The organism is Cytobacillus sp. BC1816 (assembly GCF_051353635.1).
In the GTDB taxonomy this organism is placed as follows: Bacteria; Bacillota; Bacilli; order Bacillales; family Cytobacillaceae; genus Cytobacillus; species Cytobacillus oceanisediminis_C.
In genome coordinates this window covers 57,997-74,364 of record NZ_CP195611.1, presented here as the reverse complement: position 1 = coordinate 74,364, position 16,368 = coordinate 57,997, and the positions used below count along the sequence as shown (strand labels likewise).

Sequence of the window (16,368 nt, the reverse complement as noted above, 5' to 3'; positions counted from 1 at the left end):
TGGCAATTGATGAACCTTTTTAAATTACTTTTCAGTTTATCGGTCTCTTTTCCGATATATCGGTCACTTCTCGCCGCATCAAGGTTTCACTATTAATAAGGTTTCCATCAGAAATAACAGCGCTAAACAGCACAAAAAAACAAGCCCCATCGGACTTGTTTTCCATCCTGCTATATAGATCGATCAGCAGCAAGTTATCATCGTTTAGCGCCTCTTCCTCCGCGTTTGGATTCGGTATGGCGTTTTAGAGATGACAGACGATCTTCGCTGTCCTTTAGGAAACGAGCCATTTTGGCTTCAAAGTTTTCTTTAGGGCGATGGTCGTTTGATCTGTTATGGCGAGGTCGGCCAGAGTTTGAATTAGGTCTGAATTCTTTTCTGTCGCCTCTATCAGGTCTTTCAGAACGCTCAGGCCGGTCTTTTGCCTTTTTGATGGATAATCCAATCTTGCCGTCCTTTTCGACATTAATGACTTTCACTTCAACCAAGTCACCTACTTTGAGGTGCTCATTAATATCTTTTACATACTTGTCAGCGACTTCACTTATGTGCACCAGACCCGTTGAGCCTTCCGGCAGCTCCACAAATGCTCCGAATTTTGTAATGCCTGTGACCTTTCCTTTTAACTTGCTGCCTACTTCGATTGACATTAAAAAAATTGCCTCCTTGAAAGATTTAAATCAAAATTTACTATATATTATACAGAAACTAAAAAAAAAGTGTCAATATAGCGTCAATCGGCCTTTTTTTCCTTTTTCTTTTCTTTTTCCGTCTCTTCTTCAGGGAGGTTAAAAATGATTTCGTTGTTGTCAGATAGGTAGTAATCTTTGCGGGCAAGTTTCGCGATATACTCATCATCATTCAGCTTAACAATTTCTTCTTCAAGCATAACTTCCTTTTTCTTCAGGTCAGAAAGCTTCTGGTCCAGCCGGGTTTTCTCTTCCACTTTTTCTTCCAGAGCAGCAGACTGCGAAACGAGTGTGGAGATCATAAAAAATGAAACGACGGCTGCCAGTGTGAAAAATGCCGCTAATCTTCGAAATAATAGCTTTTTCTTACGGCCCGCACTGATCTCTGCTGCTTCCTGCTGTTTGACATAGCTGGTTTCCATTTTGGCTACATTTTTCTTCTTGGTGACACTCACTTCCGCACTCCCTCCTTACTCTTTAGGTTTTTTCCACTTTGCAATCCATTTTAAAACATAATTCTTTATTAGCTGTAAATATCCTGCCAATTTATTATATAACTTCTCGACTGTTTTTTTAATCTTTTTCGGCAAAAGTTTCCACAAAAGTGACAAAATCCATTTGACAGGCAGAAAAACCACTTTCAAGATGAACCAAAAGACTCGAAGTATGACTTTTAATAGGGAATAAAGTCCTTTTCCAAGCATAACGGCTACCGCAATTAACGCCATAATAAGACCCTGGATGGGCTTATAGATGAGCAAAGTAAAGGTCTTAACGAAAAAGCGGTATATGGAGATCGCCATCCGGATGGATATCTCCAATACCCGCAGATACATTTTCTTAAATAAACTTTGATAAGCGGCAAAACCGCACAGCAAAGCAATGAAAATATAAAACCTTAACTCGCCTTTATTCACCAGAAATAAAATATAGAAGATTGCCAGGCCCTGGACGAGCCAAAAAAGGATATCATTAATAAATACAAGCCAGCTTTTCCGCCTGGTTCTTTGCAGGAAACGATTATACGTATCAAGGGCAGCCCCAAACACACTTCCCATGCCGATCATCGCCAGCATGGTTACAAATTGAGTGGTCAGTGTCATCGGAACAACTTGCTAAAGAATCCTTTAGCTTTATCTCCATTCTGATCGTCAATATAAACAAGGTCAAATACCTTCCCCTTGATGGAAACAATTCCCTTGTCGACATCCAGATTCTTCATCTGCAGGTTCTGCCCTCTAATCGCAAGGAAACCCATCACCGTCTCCAGCAAAAACTCTTCATTATCGAAGCTTTCGACTTGTTTAACACCAGTAATATCGAGCAGTCTTCTGCCTCTCATAATGACATCATGTTCCTGAGTATTGGTTTTGTTCGAACTTGACTCATAATATTGACTCATTATTCATCCCCCGCAATCAGCATAGTACAACCTTTTTGTACATGTTTATGAAAAGGGGAATTAAAATAGAACAAGCCAATAGGAAAAGCGGAGGCGCTGCTGAATTTGAAAAATGATACGGACGAAGTTCCGTTAAATCAAGATTTAACGCCAATCTCCATAGGCGCAGGCCGCTATTCCACTTTCTCTTCCTTAACAATCGAGTACATTTCCGCCGCTTCTTCCTTGCGGGTCGTTTCCTGCAGGCGCTCCACTTTGACCGTTACCAGCTTCTGCCCAAAGCGGATTTGAAGTTCATCTCCCACTTTAACGGTTGAGCTTGCTTTGGCCTGCTGTCCATTTATGGAGATCCTTCCCTGATCGGAGACTTCTTTTGCCAGTGTTCTTCTTTTTATTAGCCTTGATACTTTTAGAAATTTATCTAATCTCATCTATTGCCACTCCTCTATTAGTATCCTTTGGATTTTGCTTCATTCCAGAATTCATCGAGCTGCTCGAGCGTAAAGTCTTCAAATTTTCTGCCGCTCATCATTACCCGTTCTTCCACATAAGTAAAACGGCGGATGAATTTTTCATTGGTTTTTCTCACAGCTTCTTCGGCATCAATTTTATAGAAACGCGCAATATTCACAAGCGCAAACAGGATATCGCCAAATTCCGCCTCCATCTCGGGGCTGGAGTTCACGGCTTCCTTCTCGAATTCCGCAATCTCTTCTTTTACCTTCTCCCAGGCAGGCTCAACTTCCTTCCAGTCAAAGCCGGCTTTTGCTGCTTTTTTCTGAATTTCAGCCGCTCTCATTAAGCTCGGGAATGATTTCGGGACAGTATCCATCATGGACTCCTGCGTTTCACCCTTTTCTTCCTGCTTAATGCTCTGCCAATTTTTAAGCACCTCTTCTTCATTTTCTGCCTGTACATCACCAAAGACATGAGGATGACGGCGCACCATTTTTTCAGAAAGTCCCTCGATCACATCATCGATGGTAAAATAGCCTTCGTCTTCGCCAATTTGTGCATGAAGCATCACCTGGAGAAGGACATCTCCCAGTTCCTCTGTCATATGCTCGCTATCTTCATTATCGATCGCTTCAATCAGCTCATAGGCTTCTTCAATTAAATATTTTTTCAATGAATCATGAGTTTGCTTTTTATCCCATGGGCAGCCGTTTGGCCCCCGCAGTTCCGCAATAATGCTCCGCAGTTTTGAAAAATCTTTATAGAGGACTGAATCATTGTTTACAGGAGGCACATATACAGAAGTTAAGTTATTCAGCTCCATATTATGATCCAGTTCATGCAGCTGCACTTGTTTAATAACCTCATCCTTGCTGCCGGCAGCTGTTACAATATAAACCACGTAATCGTAAGGCAGCTTTTCCATCAGTGTCAGCTTGACGTCACTCGCAACAAACTGGTCATAAACCTGTCCAATGATGACGTGCTGGGCCACCTGGATCTCATCTCTGTTTAAATCGGTTCCATCCAGAAGCTGAAATCCTTCGATCGGATCAATTCTCAAAGCCTGAAATAAAGGATCAAGGAAGCTTTGTCCTCCTTCGATCATAATCTCAATGCCTCTCTGCGGGGCACGCTCTATGAGAAGCTGCACCGTACGTTCCGCAACAAGCGGATGGCCTGGAACTCCATATGTAATCTCTTTGGCAAGGGCTTCTTCCAGGAGAAACTCACAAATTTCCTCATACACTTCTTCAAATTTCTCATGCTTTTCGTAGATATGATCAAAAGACTGATAAGTCAGCCCTTCTCGTTCGAGATCCCGCAGAACCGGATGCTCTTTTGTCCGAAGGTACAAAACCTCTGCCTGTTTAAGTTTTCGATATACGCCAAAAGGAAGCTGATCCAAGTCTCCTGCTCCAAGCCCGAGAATGGTTATTTTTTTCATAAAGCGATTCATCTCCTAGTCTTTTTGGGAAGCAAAAACATGAGCTTGCTTCCAAGCGGAAGCAGAGCAAGCTCTTCCTCTTTAAAAGTATTGCCTTTAAACACAATATACAAATACGTAAAGCCCCCCAGCGCTACGCCGCTTAATGCCTGGAATCCGGCAAACATTCTGCCCGGTTCCGGTATTGGCAGCATGGCTGTTGCCTGAAGATACAGCTGCAAAACAACCGACATCACCAAAGCAGCAAATCCGGCCACCACTAAAAAGCGCAGAGAAATCAATGATATCTTCAAATATAAACGAAGCTTTGCAATAAGAAAAATGAAGACAGCAGCAAGTGCCAGGCATGATGCGACCGCTGCGCCGGCTGTGCCGTAAGAAGGAACCAATAGGATGTTCAGGCCAAGCTTTACCGCAAATCCCATCAAAATGGACGCTGCTGGGAAAAAGATAAATCCTAATCCCTGTAGGATGCCTGTGATTGTGATGATCAGGCTGCTCAGCAAAATCAGCAGACTAAGAATCGCCAGGACATCCGATCCAGTTGAATTTTCAAACAGCATAATATTTGCAGGCTTTATGATATTCCAGAGGCCCACCGTTGCTGCAGCTCCAACAAGAATACCGATTTGAAGGGCAAGTCTGATTTTATTATGAAGGAATGCAGGCTGATTTCTCATTTTTTCTTTGGAGATGAGCGGCACAAGCGACAGGGACATGGATGTTGCCACAACAATGCCCAGCTGGACAATCGGCTGTCCGCGATCATACACACCTTTGAGGGCCTTCGCTTCCTCTCCTTCAACTCCGGATGTTAATAGAAGCGAATATAAATTAAACGAATCTGCCAGCTGAATGAAAATAAGCACGAGACTGCTGATGCAGATGGCAAACCCCTGTATGATAATCGTTTTGGCCAGCTTGCCGCTTTGTTTAAAATCGATGGCAATGGCGGACGGCAGGTTTTTTCTTTCTTTTATATAAAAGAAGGTGAATAAAATCAGGATGGCAATAAGTCCGCCGGTTATGGCCCCAAAAAGGGCCCCGCCTCCCACCGTGTATAGAGAATTTCCTCCCTTAACAAGCAAATACGCGGCCAGCAGAATGGTAATGACTCTGACAAGCTGTTCTCCTACCTGGGAAACAGCGGTTGGAACCATATCTCCTTTACCTTGAAAATATCCCCGGAAAAGGGACAGGATCGGAAAAAGAAGAAACATGGCTGCCACCACTCTGAGTAAGATCGCCAGCTGCGGATCGCCCATCCTGACAGCCAGCCAGTCCGAACCCCAATACAGAATGGAGAACCCGATAAAACCTATTATGGACAGAACAAAGGCAGAAACGGCAAATAAGTTCTGAATATCCTTCTCTTTCTTTAAAGCGGCCTGCTCGGCATAAAGCTTTGAAATAATGACAGGAAATCCATATGTAGATAACACGATAATGATTCCATAAAACGGATAAACCTGCTGATATATATAAAACCCTACGTCCCCAACGATATTTTGAAAGGGGACCCGGTAAACAGCACTCAAAATTTTTGTAATCAGGGCAGCGATCGTGAGGATAAACGCTCCTTTAAACAAATCGCCAGATGTCTGAACGGGCTTCAATTGCCCATCTCCTTCCAATTGAATTCGAAAGTATTATAGCATATTGAGGCTTTCTGCGCGGGAACGCTTGGGTTTGTTGCGGATATTTTTGTTTGTGCGCGGATTCACCGGGATTGCGGGCTTTGTTTTTCGGTTCTGCGTGTCTTTCATATTTTTGCGGGCGGATATCCTTGGGTTTTTGCGCGTTCACTAACCTTGTGCGCGGGATATCTTTGTGTTCGCGCATCATTTATTCGGTTGCGTGCCCGCCATTCCCGGGCCAAAGAAAAAAGGCAGCATTCCGCTACCCCTTTCATTAAGTATCCATTTTTATGATTCCATTTGTCTGGCCAGGAAGCCTGCTGCCGTTTCAACTGCTTTTTGTTCCACGTCGCCCAGTGAATCTTCTTTTGCAAAAATGATAACTGCTCCAATTGGGTCGCCGTTTGCAATGATTGGGCCGATTGTATAAGCGGAGGAAGGCTCTGTGTTCCCGTCAACAAGCGAGATGTCGCCTGACTGGTTAACCAGGACTGAACTGCGCTCTTCCATTGTTTTTTCAACAAGTTCGCTTATGTTTTTGTTTAAGTAATCCTTTTTAGAACCTCCTGCAACAGCAATGTAAGTATCTCTGTCACAGATTAACACTGGATTTCCCAGGCTGTCATATAATGCTTCTGCATATTCTTTTGCAAAATCGCTCAGTTCACTGATTGGTGAATATTTCTTTAAGATGACTTCTCCATCACGATCTACGAAAATCTCCAGCGGGTCCCCCTCACGAATACGCAGTGTTCTGCGGATTTCTTTAGGAATGACTACACGACCCAAATCATCGATTCGACGAACTATACCTGTTGCTTTCATCCAACGTTGCCTCACTTTCATCTGATGATTTAATAGAAAAGCGGAAGCGCCTTGCTCAGCCCTGGCAAGCATAAGATGAATCACATAGGAAATCCCGACTTCTGAAGTGATTTGACTTATGACTCGAGGGGCTTGGCGCTGGAGCTAGACAACTCTATCTCCAGCACAGCACTTACTCTTTCCTCTTTTGGCTATGATCCATAATTGGGAGAAAATGAATGCATCGCCATGTTTGAACTTAGTATCTTTCATATGGAAAGTTATATACGTGCACAAAAACTTTTTCTCATAGATGTTATTCATTCCAAAATCGGATAAACATTCCAAATGATCCTTCAACTTAAAATTACCCTCGTCAGAAAGAGATAAACATTTCTATTGTTTCATTTTATTGACAGTGATGTTTCCATAAATTTACGCAGTTGGATATTCCTGCTCTTTTTTCGCTTCCTGCATTCCTTTGATCACTTCGTATGCAATATTGAGCCATTCATTTGTTTTGACGCCTTTAATATGGAGGACAGCTTTCAGTTTCTTTCCCTCCATGCCCAGGCCGATCATTCTGCCGTATTTGCTTGTGATCTGGAAAATCTTCTGGCCATCTATATGCTCGCTGGCCTTTTCCGATAAAAGAATCAGTACTTCCTGTTTGGATTGTTTAACCGTCTCGACTCCGGCAAGTTCACCGTATGCCTTCATTTCGGCAATCTGGAATAAATACCCTACTTCATCCGGATACTCGCCAAAACGGTCGATCATCTCATCCTGGAGCTCTTCCACATCTTCAAGTGAAGAAATGCCGCGGAAGCGCTTATACATTTCTATTTTCTGATGGCCATCAGACAAGTAGAAATCAGGAATATAAGCATCAACATCCAGGTCGATCTCAATTTTAGCCGGTTTTGCCTCGACGCCATCCAGCTTATCTTTCCGTTCTTCAATCGCTTCTTTAAGCATTTGCGAATACAGATCAAAACCGACAGAGTCGATGAATCCATGCTGTTCGGCTCCAAGCAGATTGCCGGCGCCTCTGATTGATAAATCCCGCATGGCAATTTTGAAACCTGAACCGAGCTCTGTAAATTCCTTTATGGCCTGAAGCCGCTTTTCTGCTACTTCCGTTAATACTTTGTCTTTTCGATATGTGAAGTATGCGTAGGCAACCCGGTTGGAACGGCCAACCCGGCCCCTAAGCTGATAAAGCTGGGACAAGCCCATTTTGTCTGCATCATGGACAATCAGCGTGTTGACATTTGGAATATCTACGCCTGTTTCAATGATCGTTGTGCTGACGAGAACATCGGACTCGCCTTCCAGGAAGCTTAACATAACAGATTCTAACTCATTTTCCGTCATTTTCCCATGGGCATATGTTACCCTTGCATCTGGAACTAGCATGGATATTTCCTCGGCTTTTCGTTCTATATCCTCCACCCGGTTATATAGAAAATAGACCTGTCCATCCCTCGCCAGTTCCCTTTCAATTGCTTCACGTACCAGTGCACCATTATACTCCATCACATAAGTCTGGACCGGGAACCGGTTCTCAGGAGGTGTTTCTATAACCGATAGATCCCTAACGCCCAGCATTGACATATGAAGGGTTCTCGGGATTGGCGTTGCAGTCAGGGTAAGGACATCCACATTTGTCTTAAGCTGCTTGATCTTTTCTTTGTGTGTTACTCCAAAGCGCTGCTCTTCATCAATAACGAGCAGGCCTAATTCTCTATACTGGATATCTTTTGATAAAATCCGGTGTGTGCCGACAACTACATCAATAGTCCCTGCCTTTAAGCCTTTAAGGGTTTCGGTCTGCTGCTTTTTCGTTCTGAATCGGCTTAATAGCCCAATTTCAATTGGATAGTCCTGGAATCGTTCTCTCATTGTTTCATAGTGCTGCTGAGCCAGTATGGTCGTCGGAACGAGGATGGCAACCTGTTTTCCATCCGCAATCGCCTTAAAAGCAGCACGGATGGCCACTTCTGTTTTCCCATAGCCCACATCTCCGCATAATAAGCGGTCCATCGGGCGCTCCCTCTCCATATCTTTCTTAATTTCATGGATGGAACGGATCTGGTCCTCTGTTTCCTGGTATGGGAAGGCCGCTTCAAATTCCCTTTGCATATCCCCATCCGGACTGAAGGCATAGCCTTTTGATGCCTCGCGTTCTGCATATAGCTTAATCAGATCATCCGCAATATCCTGAACAGATGATTGAACCTTTTTCTTAACCCGCTTCCAATCGTTTCCGCCCAGCTTATAAATTTTTGGCTCTTTAGCTTCGGAGCCGACATATTTCTGGACAAGCTCAATCTGCTCCACTGGCACATAAAGCTTGTCGCTGCCCTGGTAGCGGATATGGAGATAATCTTTGTGGACCCCGTTAATCTCAAGAGTTTCAATCCCTAAGTATTTCCCGATCCCGTGATTTACATGAACAACATAGTCTCCAACCTTCAGTTCGGAATAGCTTTTAATTCTCTCTGCATTTGAAAGCTTTTGCCTGCGGGCTTTCTTTTTTGTGCGTTTGTTAAAAAGCTCTTCTTCCGTAATAACAGCCAGCTTTTGGCTTGGAAGCTCGAATCCGGTCTGCAGACTGCCCTCTGTAATTTGAATTTTCCCTGTTAAAATCGGGTCATCCTCACTCACAAATGCCGCTTCAATCTCATAGTCTTCAAGCACTCTTTGCAGCTTTTTAATCCGCTCTTCGTCGGGACCCAGGAATACGACTGAAAATCTGCCTTTTTTCCATCTGTCCAGCTCGCTTTTCAGCACATGCATTTGTCCATGGAAATTCTGCATCTGTTTGCAGGTGACATTAATGATGTTTTGCGGATTTGTATTCGGTACATGTCTCAGGAACAGGGACATATACGTAATCGGATGCTTTGAACGGTGCAGAAACTCTTTTAAGGTGTGTGAAATCTTCACATCATGAATTATCTGGCCCTCACCCAGAAGACTTGTATACCACTCGGCCTCTTCCTTATCAAGGGAGTCATTCATTTCCTGCACACGGCTGATTTCGTCAATAAAAATTAAGCCATTGGCAGGGAGATAGTCTACTAAACTACTTCCTTCCTCAAAGGCAAACGATAGGTATTTGAAAAGCTGTTCAGGCTTGTTCCCCATTCGCAGCTGTTCTAATTCATAGCCAACATTCTGGGCCAGCTGTGTTTTCGCTTTATCATCTTTCAGTTTTTTCAGGCTTGATCCCAAACCTTTTTCCAGTTTTTCAATTAATATCTGGAAGTGTTCTGAATCCAGAGGTATTTCGGTTGCTGGCCCAATCGAAATCTCGTTTAATTTTTCTTTTGACCTTTGGTCCTCCAAAGAAAAAGTCCGGATTGAATCAACTTCTGTATCAAATAGCTCAATCCTAACTGGATCAGCCTCAGTCAGGGGATAGATATCAATGATTCCGCCCCTGACACTGAATTCTCCCGGCGAAGAAACCATTTCCGAACGAACATAGCCCATCCGGACAAAGTTTTTTAATTGTTCATCTGTCAGTTCATCGCCAATTTTTAAAGACAGCTGGTATTTCTGCCAGTGGCCTGGAGGCGGGAGAATCTTTCTTAACCCTGCCATCGGGACGATCATGATTCCCGTTTTATATTTGCTCCAATAATTTAAAGCCTCGATCCGCTGGGCCTTTAATTCCGGGCTGGCAATCCCCATTTCCGCTGCAATCAACTCATTTGCAGGATACAAAAACACTTCCGATTCTCCTGCCAGATTGACGATATCATCATATAGCTTCTGTGCCTGCAGAAGGTTATGTGTTACAACAAGCATCGGCCTTCCCGATTGCTCATATATGGAAGACAAAAACAAGGTGCGTGCTGATCCTGACAATCCGGCAAGCATCTGCTCCCTTAGCCCTTCCTCTATGCCAGACAAGATGGAACTTACATCATCCTGCCGGCTAATAATCTCTTTAAGACCTAACATGAAAGCCCCTCCTTTAAGAAAAGCGCAAGCGCCTTGCCCACCCCCGACAAGCATAAGACGAGTCTCACAGAAAGGCGTTCTTTGCCTTTTTGGGAGGATTGGCTTGTGACCTCGAGGGGGCAGGCGCTGGAGCTAGACAGTTCTCAACGTTCAAAATTCCCTTTATCTTTCAAAAGCGCAAGCGCCTTGATTCAGCCCCGACAAGCATAAGACGAGCCTCACAGAAAGGCGTTCTTTGCCTTTTTGGGAGGATTGGCTTGTGACCTCGAGGGGGCAGGCGCTGGAGCTAGACAGTTCTCAACTTTCAAAGAGTATCTTTTCCCAGGCAGTTCAACCGCCAAAAAGCAGATGCCACTCCTGGCCCATCGAGCCAGATAACTGACATTCTGCAAAATCCATTTTAACTTTCATTAATCTTACTAAATATAATATGGATGCAACAAGAATCTATAGAACGGTTTCTATTAAATACAATGAATCCCTCACATAGAAATAGAAAAATGCTTTGGATCGTCTCCAAAGCTTGTTAATGAATAATAAAGTCCTGCTGATGGTAATCCGGATTGCGTTCCAGTGATTCCTGGCAATCCTCACAGATCGCTTTTACAAGCATATCTCCTGATTGGTCATAAGAGATCATCTCCTGGCGTTCCTGATCATTTAGCTTATGGAAGCCAAGCTGCTCTGAATAAACAGAGCTGTTCTCTATTGAACCAATCTTTGTTCCGCAATGACGGCAATGATAATGAATAGCCATGCCTGTCCCTCCCGTTAAACTGTCCATGATTCTAGTATGGACCTCAGGAAGGGAACTTATTCATGCAATCAGACGATGCCGGCAATGAAGAGATACATTATTCTATGATAAGATTGATAAAATATGAAGATTATTGATTAAAATCGTTCATTACCTGTAAAAATGGTTTTCTGAACCATTCCTCACAGGCATCTGCACACTTTTTAGCCGTTTCGTCCATAATAGCCTGCTCTTCTTTCGTGAAGCGGCCCAGCACATAGTCAGGCACCTTCATGCCGCTCGGCGGACGGTCGATGCCAACTCGGATTCTGTTAAATTCCTGTGTTCCCAGATGCGCGATTGTAGATTTGATCCCATTATGGCCACCTGCGCTCCCTTTTTGACGGAGACGGATCCTGCCTACAGGAAGATCCAGATCATCATAGATAACCACAAGTTCATCATCATTTATCTCGAAATAATCTATAACAGCCCGGATGGATTCTCCTGATAAATTCATATATGTAAGAGGTTTAAGCAGAAATACTTTCTCTCCGTTCACATAGCCGATGCCAAATATGCCTTTCAGCTTGGCCTGATTCAAAGGAATATTCAGCCGGTCCGATAAAACATCAATCACATCAAAGCCAATATTGTGCCTCGTTTTATCATATTGCTTGCCGGGATTCCCCAACCCTACAATTAATTTCATTTTCTCACCCCATATTCGAAAAGCGCAGAAGCCTAGTATTTAACCAGACGCGCGCTCTGAACTTTTTCGATTCTCTTTTTCATTATAGTAGAAAGTGTGTTGTTCGGTAAGAAGATTCTGTCGGAAGCTGAGCCAGGTTCGGACTCAATTGCCCCTGCTGCTTCTGATCTTATCCCGTATGTGCGTCTCATTCGGATTTATTTTAATGCATGCAAACAGGGGCCGGCCATTATTGCCAAGCCCCCGCAAGAATAGTTTCCCTGAGCTTATTCTCCACCTGTTTTATCTTCATTTGCTGTTGTTTCTCTGCCTTCTTCATTTTCAGGTGTGCCAGCTTCCTGTTCTTCACCGCTGCTGATTTCTTCTTCCTGTCTCGGAGGAAGGATGGAAGCGATAACCTCTTCATCCTCATTATTGATTCCATAGCCGCGATCTGCCTTGATATCAGCAACTGTTAAGGTCTCATTCACCTGCAAATTCGTTACATCCACTTCAACAGAAGGTGGAATATTATTCGGTGTCGCTGTAACAGAGACTTCATGCATGGATTGCTGCATAACGCCTCCATCTTTTACTCCCGCTGCATCTCCAGTCAAGACGACGCGTACATCGGCTGTCATTTCCTTATTCATATCCACCGCTAGAAAATCAGCATGGACAATTGCATTTTTAATTGGATTGGACTGGTAGTCACCAAGCACCACTTCAAGTTTGCTGCCATCTACATCTAATGAAAATACGCCGTTTCTGCCCACTTCCTTTATCGTCTTAAGAAAATCGGCTTCGCTTAAGTAGATGGATTGGCTTTGCTGTTTTGAACCATACACAACTGCCGGAATATTACCTTCTTTTCGCAGTGAAGTTAAATTGGAATTGCGTGAACCTTTTCTTTCTTTTGCTTGCAATACAGCTGTCATAAATACGTCCCCTTCCTCATTTAGAAAAATTTATAAAGTGAACCTTCAATCAGCAGGGGTTTTTTATCCCCCGCTAATTGTTAGTTGAACCAAGGGCCTTTACGGACATTTTGACTCCCGCTAAGTCGCCTTTTATTCCTTCGAGTCTAGTAATGGGAGTCATACTGCCCGTTAGACTGCGATAAAGTCGTGTCTATATAAAAAAATGCCCTAAAATGAGGAAGTCTAAACGTTTTTGTTTTTTTCAGGTTTATATTATCTTTGGCTTTCCTTATGATTTTTTGTCAAAGCTTTTGAATATTACCCGTTGATTTCTGCTGCGGTCACTTGCTTTCCGGAGGGGAGGAATGAGAGCCTCCTCGGCTTCGCCTGCGGGGTCTCTCACTCCCTCTCCTTCCGCAGGACACTGAATAAGTTTCCTTGAATTAGCACCGCACGAAGAAAAGACGGATGCATTTTCGAGGATCAAGTGCCCTTCGCTCCAATCAGCCCAGTTCGTTAAAGTTAGTTAGCGATTAGAACAATCCGAAAAAGAACGCAGATCAGGCTTGCTTTACAGCAAGCCTGGATAAGTTATTTAATTACCGCTCAATCAAACAAAGTGCTGACGGATTGCTCTTCATGAACTCGGATGATTGCTTCACCGATTAGCGGTGCTACGGAAAGTTCGACAATCTTGTCTGTTTTCTTCTCTTCTGGAAGAGTAATTGAGTTTGTTACAACCAATTCTTTGATTGTTGAGTTTTCAATTCTTTCGATGGCAGGCCCAGATAGAACCGGGTGTGTACAGCATGCATAGACTTCTGATGCACCGTTCTCGATCAGGGCATTTGCTGCTAATGTAATCGTTCCGGCAGTATCTATAATATCGTCGATTAAGATGGCAGTTTTTCCATCGATGTTACCTACAATGTTCATGACTTCAGCCACATTCGGCTTTGGACGGCGCTTGTCAATGATGGCAATCGGCGCTTTTAAGCGATCAGCCATTTTACGCGCACGTGTTACGCCGCCGTGGTCTGGGGATACGATTACGATGTCGGCATCCATCATTTTGTTCTTAAAGTAATCAGAAAGGATTGGGACACCCATTAAATGATCGATCGGAATATCGAAGAAACCTTGAATTTGCGGCGCATGCAAGTCAAGTGTAATCACACGGGTTGCACCAGCAGTTTCCAAAAGGTTTGCTGCAAGCTTAGCTGTAATCGGCTCACGGGCTCTTGCTTTGCGGTCCTGGCGGGCATAGCCATAGTAAGGCATTACGATGTTGATGGTCTTGGCAGATGCACGCTTAAGAGCATCGATCATGATTAAAAGCTCCATTAAGTGCTCATTAACAGGAGAGCTTGTAGATTGGATTACATATACATCGCATCCTCGGATGCTTTCTTCAATGTTAATTTGAATTTCGCCGTCGCTGAAGCGAGTTACGGAACATTTACCAAGCTCCACACCAATTACATTGGCGATTTCTGCAGCTAGCTTGCGGTTTGAGTTTAAACTGAACACCTTTAAGTTTGGATCTAAATACTGGTTTGACATTTTGGGCCTCCATCGATTTATTTCTTACATATAGAAAGTTCGGTTTATTTCTTAATATTTAATTTTTGCGTGTAGTTTTCCTTGTTCACCTGGCGTGCACGGGCAATGGAAAGGGCTTCTCCCGGCACATCTTCTGTAATTGTCGATCCTGCTGCCACATATGCACCCTCCCCAATCGTTACCGGTGCCACGAGATTGGAGTTGCATCCAATAAAAACACCATCTTCGATTTTGGTCAGGTACTTGTTTTTGCCGTCATAATTGACAGTGATTGAGCCGCAGCCCAGGTTAACATCTCTTCCTACTTCTGCATCGCCAATATAGCTCAGGTGAGAGGCTTTGCTTCCTTTTCCAAAAACAGACTTCTTCACTTCAACAAAATTGCCGATTTTCACTTCATCATGAATATCTGATTGCGGGCGAATGTGAGCAAACGGCCCAATATTCACTTGTGAACCAATATGGCTGTCATGTGCAGCAGACTGGCGGATCACTGTGCCTTCCCCAATATGGCAATCAGAAATCTCTGTATGAGGTCCAATCTCACATTCAGAACCAATGACTGTATTGCCGGAAATGATTGTTCCAGGGTAAAGAACTGTATCCGAGCCAATTTTCACATCCGCACCAATATACGTGTTTGACGGATCGATAATGGTAACGCCATTACGCATATGTTCTTCATTAATCCGTTGTTTCATGAAGGATTCGGCCTGTGACAAGGCTACCCGGTCATTGACACCCAGGGTTTCGCCAAAATCAGCCGTCTGGTAAGCCGTAACGACTTCGCCTTCATTTTTCAGGATCTCAATCACATCCGGAAGATAATATTCACCCTGCACATTATCATTTGTAACTTTGTTTAATGCTTCAAATAAGGCCTTATTATCAAAGCAATAGGTCCCAGTATTGATTTCTTTTATCTTTCTTTCTTCCTCGGAAGCATCTTTCTGTTCAACGATTTTTTCAACCATCCCCATGTCATTTCGGATCACGCGTCCATATCCGAATGGATTTTCCGCATGGGCTGTTAAAATAGTCGCTTTGGCAGATAGCTCTTCATGATGCTTGAAAAGCGCTTCCATTGTTTCATGTTTGATGAGCGGTGTATCTCCGCAGACTACGAGCGTCACGCCCTCTTTGCCTTCAAGCATATCGCGAGCCTGCATAACGGCATGAGCAGTGCCCAGCTGCTCCTCCTGAAGAGCATATTTGCTGATTGAGCCCAGCTGCTGCTCCACCATTTCCGCTCCATGTCCAGTAATGGTGACAATTTCTTTTATGTTAAGCTTTGTAACTTGATCAACAACATGTTGAACCATCGGTTTGCCGCATACAGGGTGAAGGACTTTGTAAAGCTTTGACTTCATTCGTGTCCCCTGGCCTGCGGCTAAAATGACCGCGAATCGATTAGACATTGACAGGCCTCCAATTTAACCTTTTTATCCATAACGAATATATCTTAAATGGGCTCTTATTTCAAGAAATGATGACAAAGTACATATATTTGTCATTCCCATTAACGGTATTTTCTGAAGAAATGGTTTAATATTTTTACAGACAGGGTAATGAACAAGATAGAAAAAAGCCCTAAGCACCGCCTGTAACAGGGGGACTCAGAGCTTGAATTCCTTACAGCTAAAATAAAAAAGAGCCTTACTTATGTAGTAGGCCCTTGTTGATCTATTTCTTAGGAAGCACCGGCTTCTTCAAATTCCACTTCTAATTCACCTAAACGGTGGTACTCGGCTAATACAGCCTCCTGGATTTTACCGCGCGTTCCTGAATTGATCGGGTGCGCGATATCTCTAAACTCCCCATCCGGAGTACGTTTGCTCGGCATAGCTACAAATAAGCCATTATTCCCATCGATCACACGAATATCATGAACAACAAATTCATGATCAAGCGTAATAGATGCGATTGCCCTCATTCGTCCATCCGTGTTAACGCGGCGTAATCTTACGTCTGTCACTTCCATTCTGTTCACCACCTTTTCGAGAAGATATAATCCTAATTGTATAAATTCAACATATTTCCTGAATCTC

The 16,368-nt window shown here is 43.6% G+C and carries 15 protein-coding genes; all 15 read right to left on the bottom strand.

Annotated elements, in window-relative coordinates:
• Positions 1-197: 197 nt before the first annotated feature.
• Positions 198-650, bottom strand: coding sequence for a S1 domain-containing RNA-binding protein (locus ACR42H_RS00370; protein ID WP_113885330.1), 453 nt, complete (start codon positions 648-650; stop codon positions 198-200).
• 83 nt (positions 651-733) lie between these two features.
• Positions 734-1,144: an FtsB family cell division protein gene (locus tag ACR42H_RS00365; protein ID WP_436374407.1), complete on the bottom strand. Its 411-nt coding sequence runs from the start codon at positions 1,142-1,144 to the stop codon at positions 734-736.
• A 15-nt stretch (positions 1,145-1,159) separates the two neighbouring features.
• Entirely contained in the window at positions 1,160-1,792 is a 633-nt protein-coding gene (gene yabQ, locus ACR42H_RS00360) for a spore cortex biosynthesis protein YabQ (protein WP_113885332.1), read from the bottom strand.
• Positions 1,789-2,091, bottom strand: a complete 303-nt coding sequence (yabP, locus tag ACR42H_RS00355) for a sporulation protein YabP (RefSeq protein ID WP_009336651.1) — start codon at positions 2,089-2,091, stop codon at positions 1,789-1,791. Before yabP ends, yabQ begins: the two co-directional genes overlap by 4 nt.
• A 173-nt stretch (positions 2,092-2,264) precedes the next feature.
• Positions 2,265-2,522: an RNA-binding S4 domain-containing protein gene (locus tag ACR42H_RS00350; protein WP_113885333.1), complete on the bottom strand. Its 258-nt coding sequence runs from the start codon at positions 2,520-2,522 to the stop codon at positions 2,265-2,267.
• A 17-nt stretch (positions 2,523-2,539) separates the two neighbouring features.
• Positions 2,540-3,994, bottom strand: a complete 1,455-nt coding sequence (gene mazG / locus ACR42H_RS00345) for a nucleoside triphosphate pyrophosphohydrolase (protein WP_436374404.1) — start codon at positions 3,992-3,994, stop codon at positions 2,540-2,542.
• 8 nt (positions 3,995-4,002) lie between these two features.
• Entirely contained in the window at positions 4,003-5,610 is a 1,608-nt protein-coding gene (locus ACR42H_RS00340; RefSeq protein ID WP_436374402.1) for a putative polysaccharide biosynthesis protein, read from the bottom strand.
• A 309-nt stretch (positions 5,611-5,919) separates the two neighbouring features.
• Positions 5,920-6,456, bottom strand: a complete 537-nt coding sequence (gene spoVT / locus ACR42H_RS00335; RefSeq protein ID WP_113885361.1) for a stage V sporulation protein T — start codon at positions 6,454-6,456, stop codon at positions 5,920-5,922.
• 414 nt (positions 6,457-6,870) lie between these two features.
• Complete coding sequence (mfd, locus tag ACR42H_RS00330) at positions 6,871-10,410, bottom strand: transcription-repair coupling factor (protein ID WP_113885336.1); 3,540 nt, start codon at positions 10,408-10,410, stop codon at positions 6,871-6,873.
• A 526-nt stretch (positions 10,411-10,936) separates the two neighbouring features.
• Positions 10,937-11,167, bottom strand: a complete 231-nt coding sequence (locus ACR42H_RS00325) for an anti-sigma-F factor Fin family protein (RefSeq protein WP_113885337.1) — start codon at positions 11,165-11,167, stop codon at positions 10,937-10,939.
• Between the two features lie 130 nt (positions 11,168-11,297).
• Positions 11,298-11,858, bottom strand: coding sequence for an aminoacyl-tRNA hydrolase (pth, locus tag ACR42H_RS00320; protein ID WP_436374399.1), 561 nt, complete (start codon positions 11,856-11,858; stop codon positions 11,298-11,300).
• A gap of 266 nt (positions 11,859-12,124) precedes the next feature.
• Positions 12,125-12,775 carry a 50S ribosomal protein L25/general stress protein Ctc gene (locus tag ACR42H_RS00315; RefSeq protein ID WP_113885339.1) on the bottom strand — a complete coding sequence of 217 codons (651 nt, stop codon included), beginning with the start codon at positions 12,773-12,775 and terminating at the stop codon, positions 12,125-12,127.
• A gap of 588 nt (positions 12,776-13,363) precedes the next feature.
• Positions 13,364-14,320 carry a ribose-phosphate diphosphokinase gene (locus tag ACR42H_RS00310; protein ID WP_113885341.1) on the bottom strand — a complete coding sequence of 319 codons (957 nt, stop codon included), beginning with the start codon at positions 14,318-14,320 and terminating at the stop codon, positions 13,364-13,366.
• Between the two features lie 44 nt (positions 14,321-14,364).
• On the bottom strand, positions 14,365-15,738 hold the full coding sequence (gene glmU / locus ACR42H_RS00305; RefSeq protein ID WP_436374396.1) for a bifunctional UDP-N-acetylglucosamine diphosphorylase/glucosamine-1-phosphate N-acetyltransferase GlmU: 1,374 nt from the start codon (positions 15,736-15,738) through the stop codon (positions 14,365-14,367).
• 272 nt (positions 15,739-16,010) lie between these two features.
• Complete coding sequence (gene spoVG / locus ACR42H_RS00300; RefSeq protein ID WP_009336662.1) at positions 16,011-16,301, bottom strand: septation regulator SpoVG; 291 nt, start codon at positions 16,299-16,301, stop codon at positions 16,011-16,013.
• Positions 16,302-16,368: the final 67 nt, after the last annotated feature.

Coding starts and splice junctions, on each gene's coding strand:
- ACR42H_RS00370 (WP_113885330.1), bottom strand. CDS start 650: ATGTCAATCGAAGTAGGCAGCAAGTTAAAAGGAAAGGTCACAGGCATT.
- yabQ (WP_113885332.1), bottom strand. CDS start 1,792: ATGACACTGACCACTCAATTTGTAACCATGCTGGCGATGATCGGCATG.
- yabP (WP_009336651.1), bottom strand. CDS start 2,091: ATGAGTCAATATTATGAGTCAAGTTCGAACAAAACCAATACTCAGGAA.
- ACR42H_RS00350 (WP_113885333.1), bottom strand. CDS start 2,522: ATGAGATTAGATAAATTTCTAAAAGTATCAAGGCTAATAAAAAGAAGA.
- mazG (WP_436374404.1), bottom strand. CDS start 3,994: ATGAAAAAAATAACCATTCTCGGGCTTGGAGCAGGAGACTTGGATCAG.
- spoVT (WP_113885361.1), bottom strand. CDS start 6,456: ATGAAAGCAACAGGTATAGTTCGTCGAATCGATGATTTGGGTCGTGTA.
- mfd (WP_113885336.1), bottom strand. CDS start 10,410: ATGTTAGGTCTTAAAGAGATTATTAGCCGGCAGGATGATGTAAGTTCC.
- ACR42H_RS00325 (WP_113885337.1), bottom strand. CDS start 11,167: ATGGCTATTCATTATCATTGCCGTCATTGCGGAACAAAGATTGGTTCA.
- pth (WP_436374399.1), bottom strand. CDS start 11,858: ATGAAATTAATTGTAGGGTTGGGGAATCCCGGCAAGCAATATGATAAA.
- ACR42H_RS00315 (WP_113885339.1), bottom strand. CDS start 12,775: ATGACAGCTGTATTGCAAGCAAAAGAAAGAAAAGGTTCACGCAATTCC.
- ACR42H_RS00310 (WP_113885341.1), bottom strand. CDS start 14,320: ATGTCAAACCAGTATTTAGATCCAAACTTAAAGGTGTTCAGTTTAAAC.
- glmU (WP_436374396.1), bottom strand. CDS start 15,738: ATGTCTAATCGATTCGCGGTCATTTTAGCCGCAGGCCAGGGGACACGA.
- spoVG (WP_009336662.1), bottom strand. CDS start 16,301: ATGGAAGTGACAGACGTAAGATTACGCCGCGTTAACACGGATGGACGA.